This window comes from Pseudomonas sp. Pseusp49, from assembly GCF_059491875.1.
This window is the reverse complement of record NZ_CP168514.1, coordinates 268,605-282,454: the sequence shown is the minus strand read 5'-3', so window position 1 is coordinate 282,454 and position 13,850 is coordinate 268,605. Positions and strand designations below refer to the sequence as shown.

The following is a 13,850-nucleotide window of genomic DNA, read 5'->3' as shown; positions in this document are numbered from 1 at the left end:
ATCGGGAAGAATTCGAAAGAACGACCCACAGGGCCTGAAGCATGCCGCAACCCTTCATATTCCGTACCGTCGACCTGGATGGCCAGACGCTCCGCACGGCGGTACGCCCCGGCAAGCCTCACTTGACGCCCCTGCTGATTTTCAACGGCATCGGCGCCAACCTGGAGCTGGTGTTCCCGTTCATTGCCGCGCTGGACCCGGACCTGGAAGTCATTGCCTTCGACGTCCCCGGAGTCGGCGGTTCGTCGACGCCAAACCGGCCGTATCGTTTTCCGGGGCTGGCCAAGCTCACGGCGCGGATGCTCGACTATCTCGACTACGGGCAGGTCAACGTCATCGGCGTGTCCTGGGGTGGCGCCCTGGCCCAGCAGTTCGCTTATGACTATCCGGAGCGCTGCAAGAAACTCGTGCTGGCCGCCACGGCGGCGGGTGCGGTGATGGTACCGGGCAAACCGAAAGTGTTGTGGATGATGGCCAGCCCGCGACGCTACATCCAGCCGTCCCACGTGATCCGCATTGCGCCGATGATCTACGGTGGTGCGTTCCGTCGCGACCCGACGCTGGCCGCCAGCCATGCGGCCAAGGTGCGCTCGGCGGGCAAGCTCGGTTACTACTGGCAACTGTTCGCCGGCCTCGGCTGGACCAGCATCCACTGGTTGCACAAGATCCGTCAGCCGACCCTGGTGCTGGCCGGCGACGATGACCCGTTGATCCCGTTGGTCAACATGCGCTTGCTGGCCTGGCGGATTCCCAACGCCCAGTTGCACATCATCGATGACGGACATCTGTTCCTGATTACCCGGGCCGAAGCGGTGGCCCCGATCATCATGAAATTCCTCGAGGAGGAGCGCCAGCGCGCGGTGATGCATCCGCGTCCGGCGCCACTGGGCAGTTAAAGCGCTGCCTCAGCGGTCGGCAGGACGCCACGCCGCGCAACAACCCGTTACAGCGTCTATGGTGTTCTGGTTCAGTGTGTTTGTTTTTGGCCTGAAGACGAAGGAGTGTTGAATCATGCGCGAGAAACCAGCGAGGGAGTCCTTGGCGACTCCCGCCGCGTTCATCAATGCACAGAGTGCGATTACCGGCCTGCGCGGCCGGGATCTGCTGTCGACCCTGCGCAGTGTGGCCGCCCATGGCTTGCGCAACCCACTGCACAGCGCCCGGCATGCCCTCAAACTCGGCGGTCAGCTTGGCCGTGTGCTGCTGGGCGAGACCCTGCACCCGACCAACCCGCAGGACGCTCGCTTCGCCGACCCGGCGTGGAGTCTCAACCCGTTTTATCGCCGTAGCCTGCAGGCCTACCTGAGCTGGCAGAAGCAGGTCAAAAGCTGGATCGACGAGAGCAACATGAGCCCGGACGACCGCGCCCGCGCCCACTTCGCCTTCACCTTGCTCAACGACGCCGTATCGCCCTCCAACTCCCTGCTCAACCCTCTGGCGGTCAAGGAGCTGTTCAATTCCGGCGGTAACAGCCTGGTGCGGGGCATCAGCCATCTGGTGGACGATCTGCTGCATAACGACGGCCTGCCCCGGCAAGTCACCAAGCAAGCGTTCGAGGTCGGCAGGACGGTCGCCACTACCACCGGAGCCGTGGTGTTTCGCAACGAGCTGCTGGAGTTGATCCAGTACAAGCCGATGAGCGAAAAGCAGTATTCCAAGCCCCTGTTGGTGGTGCCGCCGCAAATCAACAAGTACTACATTTTCGACCTGAGCCCGCACAACAGTTTCGTCCAGTACGCCCTGAAAAACGGCCTGCAGACCTTCATGATCAGCTGGCGCAACCCGGATGTGCGTCACCGCGAATGGGGGCTTTCGACCTACGTCGAAGCCGTGGAAGAAGCGATGAATGTCTGCCGGGCGATCACCGGCGCACGCGAGGTCAACCTGATGGGCGCCTGCGCCGGCGGGCTGACCATTGCCGCGCTGCAAGGTCATTTGCAGGCCAAGCGGCAGCTGCGCAGGGTGTCCAGCGCGACGTATCTGGTGAGCCTGCTCGACAGTCAGCTGGACAGCCCCGCTACGCTGTTCGCCGACGAGCAGACGCTGGAGGCTGCCAAGCGCCGCTCCTATCAGAAAGGTGTGCTGGACGGACGTGACATGGCCAAGGTCTTCGCCTGGATGCGCCCCAACGACTTGATCTGGAGCTACTTCGTCAATAACTACCTGCTGGGCAAGGAGCCACCGGCGTTCGACATCCTCTACTGGAACAACGACAACACGCGCCTGCCGGCGGCCCTGCATGGCGACCTGCTGGACTTCTTCAAGCACAACCCGCTGACACACCCGGGCGGGCTGGAAGTGTGTGGCACGCCGATCGATTTGCAGAAAGTCACCGTCGACAGCTTCAGCGTCGCCGGCATCAACGATCACATCACACCGTGGGACGCTGTGTATCGCTCGACGCTGTTGCTTGGCGGCGAGCGACGCTTCGTGCTGTCCAACAGCGGTCATGTGCAGAGCATCCTCAACCCGCCGAGCAACCCGAAAGCCAACTACGTCGAGAACGGCAAACTGAGCAGCGACCCCCGCGCCTGGTATTACGACGCCAAACATGTCGACGGCAGTTGGTGGACCCAATGGCTGGGCTGGATTCAGGAACGCTCCGGCGCGCAGAAGGAAACCCACATGGCCCTCGGCAACCAGAACTACCCACCGATGGAGGCAGCACCCGGTACTTACGTGCGCGTGCGCTGACGTTCAACGCGCCACGGCCGCTGCCGGCCGTGGCAAGACCCGATCATTAAGAAGACTGGATGAAAACCCGCGACCGGATCCTCGAATGTGCCCTGCAGTTGTTCAATCAGAAGGGCGAACCGAATGTCTCCACCATGGAAGTTGCCAATGAAATGGGCATCAGCCCGGGCAACCTCTACTACCACTTTCACGGTAAGGAACCGCTGATACTCGGGCTATTCGAGCGCTTTCAATGTGAACTGCAACCGCTGCTCGACCCACCGTCCGACGTCGAATTGGGCCCCGAAGATTACTGGTTGTTCCTGCATCTGATCGTCGAGCGCCTGTCCCACTACCGGTTTCTGTTCCAGGACCTGTCGAACCTCGCCGGACGCCTGCCGAAACTGGCCAAGGGCATTCGCAATCTGCTCAATGCACTCAAGCGCACACTGGCTTCGTTGCTCGCACGATTGAAGGCTCAAGGGCAATTGGTCAGCGACACTCAGGCGTTAGGGCAACTGGTGGAACAGATCACCATGACCCTGCTGTTTTCACTGGATTACCAGCGGATTCTCGATCGCGAAGGCGAGGTACGGCTGGTGGTTTACCAGATCATGATGCTGGTGGCGCCGCACTTGCTGCCGGCGATGAAGGCTGCGACCGAACAGATGGCGATGGCGTACCTGGAAGAGCATTAAGATCAAAAGATCGCAGCCTTCGGCAGCTCCTACAGGTAAACGCGATCCCATGTAGGAGCTGCCGAAGGCTGCGATCTTTTTTCTATACCCAAACAAAAACGCCCGACCTTGGCAGGCCGGGCGTTTTCTTGAGTCCTGAAAATCAGGACTGACTGGTTGGCGTCGATGGAGCTGGCGCGGCAGTCGGGGTGACAGCAGGGGTTGGCGCGGTCGCGGAGTTCGAGGCGCTGACCGGAGCGGCTGCCGGGGTTGCCGGGGTTGCCGGCTTGGCAGCTGCTACTGCTGGTTTTGGCGCGGCGGCTTTTGGAGCTGCCGGCTTCTTCACTGCTGGCTTTTTCGCAGCAGCAGGTTTGGCTGCCGGCTTGGCGGCGGCGGGTTTTGCTGCAGCCGTTTTAGCCGCAGGCTTGGCCGCTGCTGGCTTGGCAGCCGGTTTGGCGACAGCTTTCGCCGCAGCCGGTTTGGCCGCTGCAGGTTTGGCGGCTGCAGTTTTTGCGGCAGGCTTGGCAGCAGGTTTAGCCGCTGCTTTTGCCAGAGGCTTGGCGGCGGTTTTCGCGGCTGGCTTGGCGGCGGCAGTCTTGGCAGCAGGCTTGGCCGCCGCGGTTTTCGCCGCAACAGGCGCAACCTTGGCACCGGTCAGTTTTTCGATTTGCTTGGTCAGGGTCTCGACCTTGCTGTGCAGTGCCTTGACTTCGTTGCGGCTCGGTACGCCCAGACGCGAGATGGCGCTGTTCAGACGCTTGTCGAAAGCACCTTCGAGCTCATCCCACTTGCCCAGTGCACGATCTTTCACGCCGCTGATGCGCGATTTGGCCGAAGAAGCGGAGTCCTTGGCGGCGTCGACTGTCTTGCCAACAGCGCTCTTGGTGAGCTTCTCGGCTTTCTCGCCGTCCTTAACCAATGCATCGAAGAGTTTGCTGCCGTCAGTGTCGATCTTCGAGTACACGCCTAAACCAGCCAGCCAGATTTTTCGGGAGTAATCTTCAACCTTCCCGATCCACGAGCTGCCTTCTTTTTCGGTTTTCTTTTTAACAGCCATCCCGTTCTCCTTAAGATTTACGCGCGACACGTTCGAGCAATGCCGTCAGCTCATCGAGCTTAGCAGAGAGTGTCTCAACGTCATGTTTAGACGGAATGCCGATACGATTCAAGGCACTTGCGACACGCGTGTCGAACGCCTTCTCGACCTTGTCGAGTTGAACTTCGACACGGCCTTTGAAAGTGCTGACTTCACTCTTGACTTCATCGATCTCGGCATTGGCCGCTTCAAGTTTCTCAGCGACTACCTTTTTGCCTTTCTTTTCAACAACCTGACCAGCCTTGATCAGCTCTTGAAAGTATTCGCTGCCCTCTTGGCCGACCTTGGCGTAGGCGCCCAGGCCTGCCAGCCAGATCTTGCGGGCATAGGATTTGACGTCGCCCAGCGTGCTGGTCGATGCGTCGATTTTTTTCTTCAAAATAACTTTGGCCATGGTGCACCTCACGCGCAGAAGGTTTGAGGAACTGCCCGGATAAGTGTCGGGCTCTGGCACAAAGTAGGGAGAAAAATTAGAAACGGCACCCTAACAACTGACATAAAAGGCCGGGCGCACCACAAAACAAATGTGGGAGCGGGCTTGCTCGCGAAGGCGGTGGGTCAGTTGATAAAAATTTCACTGACACACCGTCTTCGCGAGCAAGCCCGCTCCCACAGGGGATCTCATTTCAACCAGAAAATCAGACCAGGGCTTTATCCAGCGCCTTTTCGATTTCCGCTTTGATCATGCCGCTCATGGCCGACATCATCAGGCCCAGTTCCACATCGACCTTGATCGAATCTTCACTGACATGCACCGCACCCTTCACGCCCGAACGCTTGAGGTTCAAGGTGTCGCCGGACCACTGCGGCTCCAGGCCATACTGATCGGAAAGTTTCTGCGCCAGCTTGTCGGCCTTCTCGCGAGCCGCTTCCTTACCCAGGCCGTGGGCACGTTCAACACTAATACGGGCCATCGAATGACTCCTGCTTTATGGATGCTTTCCCGGGGCATCTTGACCTCTGCTGCGTCAAAACGTCCCGATGGTTGCCCATCTTACCTTCAGCCTTGCCAAGACAAAGCATGCCTTGGGGATTAGAATGTCGCGCATTCTCTTTTGGTGACAGCGATATGACTGATCAGCGCAAAGGCAGCGATGCCGAACCCACCACTCACTTCGGCTTCAAAAACGTTCCGGAAAGCCAGAAAGCGGAAAAAGTCGCTGAGGTTTTCCATTCGGTAGCCGCCAAGTACGACCTGATGAACGACCTTCTGTCGGGCGGCATGCACCGTCTGTGGAAGCGTTTCGCGATCGAACTGTCGGGCGTTCGTGCCGGCAATCGCGTGCTCGACATTGCCGGTGGCACCGGCGACCTGACCAGGAAGTTCTCGCACCTGGTAGGCCCGACCGGTCAGGTCGTACTGGCCGACATCAACGAGTCCATGCTCAAGGTCGGCCGTGACCGCCTGCTGGACCTGGGTGTGGCCGGCAACGTCGAATTCGTCCAGGCCGATGCGGAAAAACTGCCGTTCCCGGACAACCATTTCGACTGCGTGACCATCGCCTTCGGCCTGCGCAACGTGACCCACAAGGAAGACGCCCTGCGCTCGATGCTGCGCGTGCTCAAGCCGGGTGGCCGTTTGCTGGTGCTGGAGTTCTCCAAGCCGACCAACGCGCTGATGTCCAAGGCCTACGACGCCTACTCGTTCGCCTTCATGCCGCTGATGGGCAAGCTGATCACCAACGACTCGGAAAGCTATCGCTACCTGGCCGAATCGATCCGCATGCACCCGAACCAGGAAACCCTGAAGTCGATGATGGTCGAGGCCGGTTTCGACCGCGTGACCTATCACAACATGACCGCAGGCATCGTGGCCCTGCACCGCGGCATCAAGCCCTGATGCTGCTCGCCGGCCTGCTCGCCAGCGTTGAACTCGGCCTGAACCGGGTGCTGCGCCTCGACAGCACGGCGCTGCCGCGGCTGGCACATCTGACCGGCAAAGTGATAGCCGTCGATTGCCGCAGCCCGGCGCTGCACCTGTTCATCCTGCCCAGCGACGAAGGCCTGATGCTCGCCTCCCAGTGGGAAACCGGCGCTGACTGCACCTTGCGTGCACCGGCTTCGAGCCTGTTGAAACTGGCCATGAGCAAGGACAAGACCTCGAGCCTGCACAGCCCGGAAGTCGAACTCGACGGCGACAGCGGCGTGCTGCTGGAACTGGCGGCGATCCTTCAGGACCTCGAGCTGGACTGGGAGTACGAGCTCTCGCGCTGGCTCGGCCCGGTCGCCACACAACTGGTCGGCGGCCACCTGCGCAGTCGCGCCCGCTGGTACCAGCAAGGCTTTGCCAGCCTGGGCCAGAACCTGGGCGAATACCTGGCCGAAGAATCGCGCACCCTTGTCGGTCAGCGCGAAGCCGAAGCCCGATTCAGTGAACTGGACCAGATCAAGCTCGATCTGGAACGTCTCGAGGCGCGTTTCGAGCGCCTTTCCCGATCCCTCGACCCAAGCGATAACGCATGAAGCTGCTTGCCGTCCGCCGTTTGTTGCGCATCCAGCGCGTCGTGATCCGCTACCGCCTCGATGACCTGCTGTTCGCCCTGCCGTTGCCCTGGTTTCTGCGGGCGCTGCGCTACGCCTTGCCGTGGCGCTGGTTCCCGCGCAAGACCCTCGATCTGAGCCGTGGCGCGCGCCTGCGCCTGGCGTTGCAGGACCTGGGGCCGATTTTCATCAAGTTCGGGCAGATCCTGTCCACACGCCGCGACCTGCTGCCAGAAGACATCGCCGATGAGCTGATGAAGCTGCAGGACCGCGTGCCGCCGTTCGACTCGCAAGTGTCGGTCAAGCTGATCGAAGAACAGCTGGGCAAGAAAATCAGCGACGTGTTCAGCCGTTTCGATGTCGAGCCGCTGGCCTCGGCTTCGGTGGCGCAGGTGCATGCCGCGCAACTGAAAACCGGTGAAGAAGTGGTGGTCAAGGTGATCCGCCCCGGTCTCAAACCGGTGATCGCCCAGGACCTGGCATGGCTGTTCATCCTCGCCCGCGCCGCCGAAAAACTCTCCGCCGATGCGCGCCTGCTGCACCCGGTGGACGTGGTCAGCGATTACGAAAAAACCATCTACGACGAACTCGACCTGCTGCGCGAGGCGGCCAATGCCAGCCAGTTGAAGCGCAACTTCGACGGCTCGCCGCTGCTGTACGTGCCGCAAGTCTATTGGGACTGGTGTCGGCCGAAAGTACTGGTGATGGAGCGCATCTACGGGATCCAGGTCACCGATCTGGCGACCCTGGCCGACCAGCGCACCGACATGAAAATGCTCGCCGAGCGTGGCGTGGAGATTTTCTTCACCCAGGTGTTCCGCGACAGCTTCTTCCACGCCGACATGCACCCCGGCAACATCTTCGTCAGCACCGTGAATCCGTGGAGCCCGCAGTACATTGCGATCGACTGCGGCATCGTCGGCAGCCTGACCCCGGAAGACCAGGATTACCTGGCGCGCAACCTGTTCGCCTTCTTCAAGCGCGATTACCGGCGCGTGGCGCAGTTGCACATCGATTCGGGCTGGGTGCCGGCGGAAACCAAGCTCAACGAATTCGAAGCGGCGATCCGTACCGTGTGCGAGCCGATCTTCGAAAAACCGTTAAAGGATATTTCCTTCGGTCAGGTGCTGATGCGCCTGTTCCAGACCGCTCGGCGATTCAACATGGAGGTTCAACCGCAGTTGGTTTTGCTGCAAAAAACCTTGTTGAACATCGAAGGTCTGGGCCGCCAGCTGTACCCGGACCTCGATCTGTGGAACACCGCGCAGCCGTTCCTCGAACGCTGGATGCGCGAGCGGGTCAGCCCCAAAGCCCTGCTCGGCAACGTGCAGAGCCAGTTCGAACAGATCCCGCACCTGGCGAACATGGCCCGCGACCTGCTCGAACGCATGTCCCAGCCCCACGCCTACGATCCGCCGCCACCGTGGCATCGACGCCGGGACGACTGGTTCCTGCGCCTGCTCGGTACAGCCCATCTGGCCGGTGGCGCCATCCTTGCCGCTGGCGGGCCTCTGAATCAGTTGGATTACTGGCCGGCCGGCATCATGATGGCCGTCGGTTTGTATCTGGTCGTGCGTCGATAGCATGAATCAGCTGCAAGTTATAAGCTGCAAGCTTCAAGCGATGTTCGTAGCACTCATGTTTAATTCACGCCTGTAGATATGCGTTGCACAATACGAAGGATCGAAGCGCACTGGCTTTTACTTGCGGCTTGAAGCTTAAGGCTTGGGGCTGCTTCAGGAACTGAAGATGAAAAACTGGCTGGACGAGATCAAGTGGGACGCTGATGGCCTCGTGCCGGCTATTGCCCAGGATCACAAGACCGGGCGCGTCCTGATGATGGCCTGGATGAACCGCGAAGCACTGGAACTGACCGCTGCCGAGAACCGCGCCATTTACTGGTCGCGCTCCCGTGGCAAGCTGTGGCGCAAGGGCGAAGAGTCCGGCCACGTGCAAACCCTGCACGAGATGCGCCTGGACTGTGACGCCGACGTCATCATCCTGATGGTCGAGCAGATCGGCGACATCGCCTGTCATACCGGCCGCCAGAGCTGCTTCTACCGCGTCTACGAGAACGGCGACTGGACAACGGTCGACCCGGTCCTGAAAGATCCGCATGCCATCTATTCCGCAGGGCACAAACATGAGTGACACGCTGACCCGTCTGGCCGAGGTACTGGAGGAGCGCAAGGGCGCTGCCGCCGACAGCTCGTATGTCGCCAGCCTGTACCACAAGGGCTTGAACAAGATTCTGGAAAAAGTCGGCGAAGAGTCGGTCGAGACCATCATTGCCGCCAAGGACGCCGCCGTCAGCGGCGACTGCAGCGATGTGATCTACGAAACCGCCGATTTATGGTTCCACAGCATGGTCATGCTCGCCCAATTGGGGCAGCATCCACAGGCTGTACTCGATGAACTGGACCGTCGTTTCGGTCTCTCCGGACACGCCGAGAAAGCCTCGCGCCCGTCCGCCTGAATAACTATTAGAGAGGAGCAGCAGCATGGGCATTTTTGACTGGAAACACTGGATCGTCATCCTGGTTGTCGTGGTACTGGTATTCGGCACCAAGAAACTGAAAAACCTCGGCACTGACGTCGGCGAATCGATCAAGGGCTTCAAGAAAGCCATGAACGACGACGAAAAACCGGCCGACCCGAATGCGACCCCGGCCCAACCGGTTCCGCCGGTACAGCCTCAGGCCTCTGTGAACCAGCCGCACACCATCGACGTGCAGGCGCAGAAAGTCGAAGAGCCGATCCGCAAAGACGTGTGAGCGCAGACTAATGTTTGGTATCAGCTTCTCTGAACTGCTGCTCGTCGGCCTCGTTGCCCTGCTGGTGCTGGGCCCCGAGCGCTTGCCGGGCGCTGCGCGCACCGCTGGCCTGTGGGTCGGGCGCCTGAAGCGCAGCTTCAACGCGATCAAACAGGAAGTTGAACGTGAAATCGGTGCCGACGAGATTCGTCGGCAACTGCACAACGAACACATCCTGTCGCTTGAGCAGGAGGCGCGGAAAATCTTCACGCCGACCCAGCAGGAGCCGACGCCGGTCGAGCATGTGGGTGCGCAGACGATTCAAGCGCCTGCCGCTACTGTCGACTCGACACCTGCTCCCGTTGTAGCGCCTGTCGAACCTGCGCCCGTTGTCGCAGCCGCTCCGGTTGAACCCGCTGCGCCTGTTGCGCCAGCCCCTCATGACCCAACATTGCCGCCGCGAGCCCCATGAGCGATCTCCCAGAAAACGACCAGCACATGCCGCTGGTTTCGCACCTCACCGAGTTGCGTACCCGACTGCTGCGCTGCGTAGCGGCGATTTTCATCATCTTCGCCGGCCTGTTTGCCTTTACCCAGCAGATCTACACCTTCGTCTCGACTCCGCTACGTGCGTACCTGCCCGCTGGCGCGACGATGATTGCCACCGACGTGTCGTCGCCGTTCCTGACGCCGCTGAAGCTGACGATGATGGTCTCGCTGTTCCTGGCGATTCCGGTGATCCTGCACCAGATCTGGGGTTTCATCGCCCCCGGCCTGTACAAGCATGAAAAGCGTATTGCCGTGCCTTTGCTGGTCTCCAGCATCTTTCTGTTCTACGCCGGCATGGCCTTCGCCTACTTCCTGGTGTTCCCGCTGATCTTCAAGTTCTTCGCCGCCGCCACCCCGGCCGGTGTGGAAATGATGACCGACATCACCAGCTACCTCGATTTCGTCATGACGCTGTTCTTCGCCTTTGGCGTGGCGTTCGAAATTCCGGTGGCCGTGGTGCTGCTGGTGTGGATCGGCGTGGTCGACGTCAAATACCTGAAGAAGATCCGCCCGTACGTGATCATCGGCTGTTTCGTGGTCGGCATGATCCTGACGCCGCCGGACATCTTCTCGCAGACCCTGCTGGCCGTGCCGATGTGGCTGTTGTTCGAGATCGGCATTCTGTTTGGCAGCCTGATCAGCAAGCGTGGCGACCATCCGGAAGACCAACCGGCTGACGATCACAACGACCAGCCGCCAGCGACCCAAGCGTGAACCTGCTGCTCCTGGAAGAGGCCGACTTCATTGCGGCCGACCGGGTGATCCTGCGTGATCGCCGGCTGACCCACATGCAGGAAGTCCACCGCTGTGAAGTGGGTGACAGTATGCGCGTCGGGCGGATCGGCGGACTGATGGGTTCGGCCGAAGTGCTGCGCCTGGACGCCGACGAAGCGGAATTGCGCGTCACCCTCGACCAGCCGCCACCGGCCAAGCTGCCCTTGACCCTGGTATTGGCCCTGCCACGCCCCAAGATGCTGCGCAGGGTGTTCCAGACCGTGGCGGCAATGGGTGTGCCACGTATCGTGCTGGTCAACAGCTATCGCGTCGAGAAGAGCTTCTGGCAGACCCCATTCCTGGAGCCCGAGGCCATTCGCGAGCAATTGATCCTCGGCCTCGAACAGGCCCGGGACAGCGTGCTGCCGGAAGTGGTCATCGAGAAGCGCTTCAAGCCGTTCGTCGAGGACCGTTTGCCGGCGATCACCGACGGCACCCTCGGCCTGGTGGGGCATCCCGGCAATTACCCGCCCTGCCCTCGCGCACTCAGCGAACCGGTGACCCTGGCCATCGGCCCCGAGGGTGGCTGGATTCCCTACGAAATCGACCTGCTGGGCAAATCCGGCCTGCAACCGGTGCAACTGGGCGAGCGCATCCTGCGCGTTGAAACTGCCGTGACCGCGCTACTGGCCCGCCTCTTCTAACACTGCTCCCCTGTAGGAGCTGCCGCAGGCTGCGATCTTTTGACCTGAAAAATCAAAATCAAAAGATCGCAGCCTTCGGCAGCTCCTACAGAATCTCTGCGCGCCGCCGATACAGCCCCCATAAAACCAAATTGTGGTCCGGGGAGATTCAGCATGTACCAATGGCTAGCCGAGAATCTGGGAAACGTCAGCGTCAAACGCAAACTGGGGATCGGCTTCGGTCTGGTGCTGTTACTGACCCTGCTGATCACCTTCACCGGCTGGACCGGCCTGAGCGGCGTCACCAGCCGTGGCGATAAACTGGGGTTCATCGCCAGCCTCAACGACCTGACCAAGGATCTGCGCATCGCACGCCTGGATTACGAGATGCGTCGCGGGGAACAAGGCCCCGGTGCCGTCAACGATCTGCTGGGCAAACTCGAAAGCGGCCTGCAGACCGCCCGCGGCCTGATCGAACAACCGGCAGACACGGCCATGGTCGATCAACAACTGGCCGCTGTCGCCGAATACCGTCGTGCCTTCAACGACATGACCCAGGCGGGTGCCCAGCGTGAAGATGCCCGCAGCAAACTCGGCGCCACCGCCGACAACGCCGTGGCCCGCGTCGCCGAAGTGGAAAAATCCATGCTGCAAGGTGACAGCGTTGCAGCATTCAATAGCGTGATCGACCTGAGCAAACTGATCCAGCAAGCGCGCTTCCAGGTTCGCGGCTACACCTACAGCGGCAAGAGCGAAGCCGAACAGCCAGCCCTCGACGCGATCGACAACGCCCTGAAGAATCTCGAGAGCCTGCCGGCCAAACTGCCTGGAGAACACATCGCCAACCTGCAACAGGCGACTGACTCACTGAAGGCCTACCGCGCCGCCGTCAGCCAGTTCCGCGACTCCCAGGTGGCCAGCGCCAAGGCTCTGGTGCGCATGTCTAGCCAGGGTGAAATCCTGTTGGACATGAGCCAGAAACTCACTGTCTCGCAAACCGTCGTGCGTGACAACGATGCCGCCCACGCCAAGAACATGCTGACCCTAGCCACCGTTCTGGCCATCGCCTTCGGCCTGCTGGCCGCCTGGGCGATCACCCGGCAGATCATCATTCCGTTGAACCAGACCCTGGCCGTCGCTGAACGCGTTGCCAGCGGCGACCTGACCCACAACCTGACGTCCCAGCGTCGCGACGAACTCGGCCAGTTGCAACGCGCCATGCAGAGCATGACCCAAGGCCTGCGCGAACTGATCGGCGGCATCAGCGATGGCGTCACACAGATCGCCAGCGCCGCTGAAGAGCTGTCCGCGGTCACCGAGCAGACCAGCGCCGGGGTCAACAGCCAGAAAGTCGAGACCGATCAGGTCGCCACCGCCATGAATGAAATGGCCGCCACCGTGCAGGAAGTGGCGCGCAACGCCGAAGAGGCCTCCGAAGCGGCCGTCGCCGCCGACCAGCAGGCCCGTGAGGGCGACAAAGTGGTGGCTGAAGCCATCGCCCAGATCGAGCGCCTGGCCGCGGAAGTCGGCCACTCCACCGAGGCCATGGGCGAGCTCAAGCGCGAAAGCGACAAGATCGGCAGCGTGCTCGATGTGATCAAGTCCGTGGCCCAGCAAACCAACCTGTTGGCGCTCAACGCCGCGATTGAAGCCGCCCGTGCCGGTGAAGCCGGACGGGGTTTTGCCGTGGTCGCGGACGAAGTCCGTAGCTTGGCCCAGCGCACCCAGAAATCCACCGAAGAGATCGAAGAGCTGATCGTCGGCCTGCAAAGCGGCACGCAGCAAGTGGCGACCATCATGGACAACAGCCGCACCCTGACCGACAGCAGTGTCGAACTGACCCGTCGCGCCGGTGGCTCACTGGAAAGCATCACCCGCACCGTCTCGGCGATTCAGGCGATGAACCAGCAGATCGCCGCTGCCGCCGAACAGCAAAGCGCCGTGGCCGAAGAGATCAACCGCAGCGTGCTGAACGTGCGGGATGTGTCGGATCAGACCTCGGCAGCCAGTGAAGAGACCGCAGCCTCCAGCGTTGAGCTGGCACGACTGGGGACGCATTTGCAGATGCTGGTGGGCAAGTTCAGGGTTTGAGGTGATCTGCATACCTCGGCTCACTCAGGACCGAGGTGATGCCTTCGCGGGCAAGCCCGCTCCCACAGGTATTTTCGGTGTTCACACAATGTGTGCCTCACCTTGAACCCTGTGGGAGCGGGCTTGCCCGCGA

16 protein-coding genes and 1 pseudogene are annotated in these 13,850 nt (G+C 61.1%); 14 read left to right on the top strand and 3 right to left on the bottom strand.

Annotation, left to right across the window (positions count from 1 at the left end; all coding sequences use genetic code 11):
- Positions 1–41: 41 nt before the first annotated feature.
- The 3 genes from phaZ to ACEN83_RS01175 all read left to right on the top strand — a co-directional run bounded on the left by phaZ (position 42) and on the right by ACEN83_RS01175 (position 3,371).
- Positions 42–896 (top strand): poly(3-hydroxyalkanoate) depolymerase, encoded by an 855-nt coding sequence (gene phaZ / locus ACEN83_RS01185; RefSeq protein WP_007975576.1) that lies wholly within the window; start codon positions 42–44, stop codon positions 894–896.
- Between the two features lie 115 nt (positions 897–1,011).
- Positions 1,012–2,694, top strand: coding sequence for a class II poly(R)-hydroxyalkanoic acid synthase (gene phaC, locus ACEN83_RS01180; RefSeq protein WP_495579276.1), 1,683 nt, complete (start codon positions 1,012–1,014; stop codon positions 2,692–2,694).
- A gap of 59 nt (positions 2,695–2,753) precedes the next feature.
- The gene (locus ACEN83_RS01175; RefSeq protein WP_495579275.1) at positions 2,754–3,371 is read left to right on the top strand and encodes a TetR/AcrR family transcriptional regulator; all 618 of its coding nucleotides are present in this window, start codon (positions 2,754–2,756) and stop codon (positions 3,369–3,371) included.
- A 142-nt stretch (positions 3,372–3,513) separates the two neighbouring features.
- Here ACEN83_RS01175 and ACEN83_RS01170 read toward each other — a convergent pair whose 3' ends face one another.
- The 3 genes from ACEN83_RS01170 to ACEN83_RS01160 all read right to left on the bottom strand — a co-directional run bounded on the left by ACEN83_RS01170 (position 3,514) and on the right by ACEN83_RS01160 (position 5,360).
- On the bottom strand, positions 3,514–4,407 hold the full coding sequence (locus ACEN83_RS01170; RefSeq protein ID WP_126048768.1) for a phasin family protein: 894 nt from the start codon (positions 4,405–4,407) through the stop codon (positions 3,514–3,516).
- 10 nt (positions 4,408–4,417) lie between these two features.
- Entirely contained in the window at positions 4,418–4,840 is a 423-nt protein-coding gene (locus tag ACEN83_RS01165) for a phasin family protein (protein WP_104451116.1), read from the bottom strand.
- Positions 4,841–5,084: 244 nt separating this feature from the next.
- Positions 5,085–5,360 carry a polyhydroxyalkanoic acid system family protein gene (locus ACEN83_RS01160; RefSeq protein WP_015093124.1) on the bottom strand — a complete coding sequence of 92 codons (276 nt, stop codon included), beginning with the start codon at positions 5,358–5,360 and terminating at the stop codon, positions 5,085–5,087.
- Between the two features lie 155 nt (positions 5,361–5,515).
- On the opposite strand from ACEN83_RS01160, the gene ubiE reads away from it, so the two are divergent.
- From ubiE to ACEN83_RS01105, 11 genes and pseudogenes are all read left to right on the top strand, one after another.
- Entirely contained in the window at positions 5,516–6,286 is a 771-nt protein-coding gene (gene ubiE, locus ACEN83_RS01155; protein ID WP_007975568.1) for a bifunctional demethylmenaquinone methyltransferase/2-methoxy-6-polyprenyl-1,4-benzoquinol methylase UbiE, read from the top strand.
- On the top strand, positions 6,286–6,909 hold the full coding sequence (locus ACEN83_RS01150) for a ubiquinone biosynthesis accessory factor UbiJ (protein WP_495579274.1): 624 nt from the start codon (positions 6,286–6,288) through the stop codon (positions 6,907–6,909). The genes ubiE and ACEN83_RS01150 overlap by 1 nt, the downstream gene beginning before the upstream one ends.
- Entirely contained in the window at positions 6,906–8,510 is a 1,605-nt protein-coding gene (ubiB, locus tag ACEN83_RS01145; RefSeq protein ID WP_102673225.1) for a ubiquinone biosynthesis regulatory protein kinase UbiB, read from the top strand. Before ACEN83_RS01150 ends, ubiB begins: the two co-directional genes overlap by 4 nt.
- A gap of 166 nt (positions 8,511–8,676) precedes the next feature.
- Complete coding sequence (hisI, locus tag ACEN83_RS01140) at positions 8,677–9,078, top strand: phosphoribosyl-AMP cyclohydrolase (RefSeq protein WP_007989281.1); 402 nt, start codon at positions 8,677–8,679, stop codon at positions 9,076–9,078.
- The gene (locus ACEN83_RS01135; protein ID WP_007975564.1) at positions 9,071–9,403 is read left to right on the top strand and encodes a phosphoribosyl-ATP diphosphatase; all 333 of its coding nucleotides are present in this window, start codon (positions 9,071–9,073) and stop codon (positions 9,401–9,403) included. The genes hisI and ACEN83_RS01135 overlap by 8 nt, the downstream gene beginning before the upstream one ends.
- A 25-nt stretch (positions 9,404–9,428) precedes the next feature.
- Positions 9,429–9,701, top strand: coding sequence for a twin-arginine translocase TatA/TatE family subunit (locus ACEN83_RS01130; RefSeq protein WP_007989280.1), 273 nt, complete (start codon positions 9,429–9,431; stop codon positions 9,699–9,701).
- 10 nt (positions 9,702–9,711) lie between these two features.
- Positions 9,712–10,152 (top strand): Sec-independent protein translocase protein TatB, encoded by a 441-nt coding sequence (gene tatB / locus ACEN83_RS01125; RefSeq protein WP_007975561.1) that lies wholly within the window; start codon positions 9,712–9,714, stop codon positions 10,150–10,152.
- Positions 10,149–10,943: a twin-arginine translocase subunit TatC gene (gene tatC / locus ACEN83_RS01120; protein WP_057712372.1), complete on the top strand. Its 795-nt coding sequence runs from the start codon at positions 10,149–10,151 to the stop codon at positions 10,941–10,943. Before tatB ends, tatC begins: the two co-directional genes overlap by 4 nt.
- Positions 10,940–11,647, top strand: coding sequence for a 16S rRNA (uracil(1498)-N(3))-methyltransferase (locus tag ACEN83_RS01115; protein ID WP_495579273.1), 708 nt, complete (start codon positions 10,940–10,942; stop codon positions 11,645–11,647). The genes tatC and ACEN83_RS01115 overlap by 4 nt, the downstream gene beginning before the upstream one ends.
- A gap of 153 nt (positions 11,648–11,800) precedes the next feature.
- Positions 11,801–12,862 (top strand): annotated as a pseudogene (locus tag ACEN83_RS01110) (methyl-accepting chemotaxis protein); the annotation flags it as partial.
- Positions 12,845–13,717, top strand: a complete 873-nt coding sequence (locus ACEN83_RS01105; protein WP_443200848.1) for a methyl-accepting chemotaxis protein — start codon at positions 12,845–12,847, stop codon at positions 13,715–13,717. The pseudogene ACEN83_RS01110 and the gene ACEN83_RS01105, both read left to right, overlap by 18 nt.
- Positions 13,718–13,850 lie beyond the last annotated feature (133 nt).

What these genes read in the sequence shown, in the direction of transcription:
- phaZ (WP_007975576.1), top strand. Translation starts at nt 42, where the DNA reads ATGCCGCAACCCTTCATATTCCGTACCGTCGACCTGGATGGCCAGACG.
- phaC (WP_495579276.1), top strand. Translation starts at nt 1,012, where the DNA reads ATGCGCGAGAAACCAGCGAGGGAGTCCTTGGCGACTCCCGCCGCGTTC.
- ACEN83_RS01175 (WP_495579275.1), top strand. Translation starts at nt 2,754, where the DNA reads ATGAAAACCCGCGACCGGATCCTCGAATGTGCCCTGCAGTTGTTCAAT.
- ACEN83_RS01170 (WP_126048768.1), bottom strand. Translation starts at nt 4,407, where the DNA reads ATGGCTGTTAAAAAGAAAACCGAAAAAGAAGGCAGCTCGTGGATCGGG.
- ACEN83_RS01165 (WP_104451116.1), bottom strand. Translation starts at nt 4,840, where the DNA reads ATGGCCAAAGTTATTTTGAAGAAAAAAATCGACGCATCGACCAGCACG.
- ACEN83_RS01160 (WP_015093124.1), bottom strand. Translation starts at nt 5,360, where the DNA reads ATGGCCCGTATTAGTGTTGAACGTGCCCACGGCCTGGGTAAGGAAGCG.
- ubiE (WP_007975568.1), top strand. Translation starts at nt 5,516, where the DNA reads ATGACTGATCAGCGCAAAGGCAGCGATGCCGAACCCACCACTCACTTC.
- ACEN83_RS01150 (WP_495579274.1), top strand. Translation starts at nt 6,286, where the DNA reads ATGCTGCTCGCCGGCCTGCTCGCCAGCGTTGAACTCGGCCTGAACCGG.
- ubiB (WP_102673225.1), top strand. Translation starts at nt 6,906, where the DNA reads ATGAAGCTGCTTGCCGTCCGCCGTTTGTTGCGCATCCAGCGCGTCGTG.
- hisI (WP_007989281.1), top strand. Translation starts at nt 8,677, where the DNA reads ATGAAAAACTGGCTGGACGAGATCAAGTGGGACGCTGATGGCCTCGTG.
- ACEN83_RS01135 (WP_007975564.1), top strand. Translation starts at nt 9,071, where the DNA reads ATGAGTGACACGCTGACCCGTCTGGCCGAGGTACTGGAGGAGCGCAAG.
- ACEN83_RS01130 (WP_007989280.1), top strand. Translation starts at nt 9,429, where the DNA reads ATGGGCATTTTTGACTGGAAACACTGGATCGTCATCCTGGTTGTCGTG.
- tatB (WP_007975561.1), top strand. Translation starts at nt 9,712, where the DNA reads ATGTTTGGTATCAGCTTCTCTGAACTGCTGCTCGTCGGCCTCGTTGCC.
- tatC (WP_057712372.1), top strand. Translation starts at nt 10,149, where the DNA reads ATGAGCGATCTCCCAGAAAACGACCAGCACATGCCGCTGGTTTCGCAC.
- ACEN83_RS01105 (WP_443200848.1), top strand. Translation starts at nt 12,845, where the DNA reads ATGCAGAGCATGACCCAAGGCCTGCGCGAACTGATCGGCGGCATCAGC.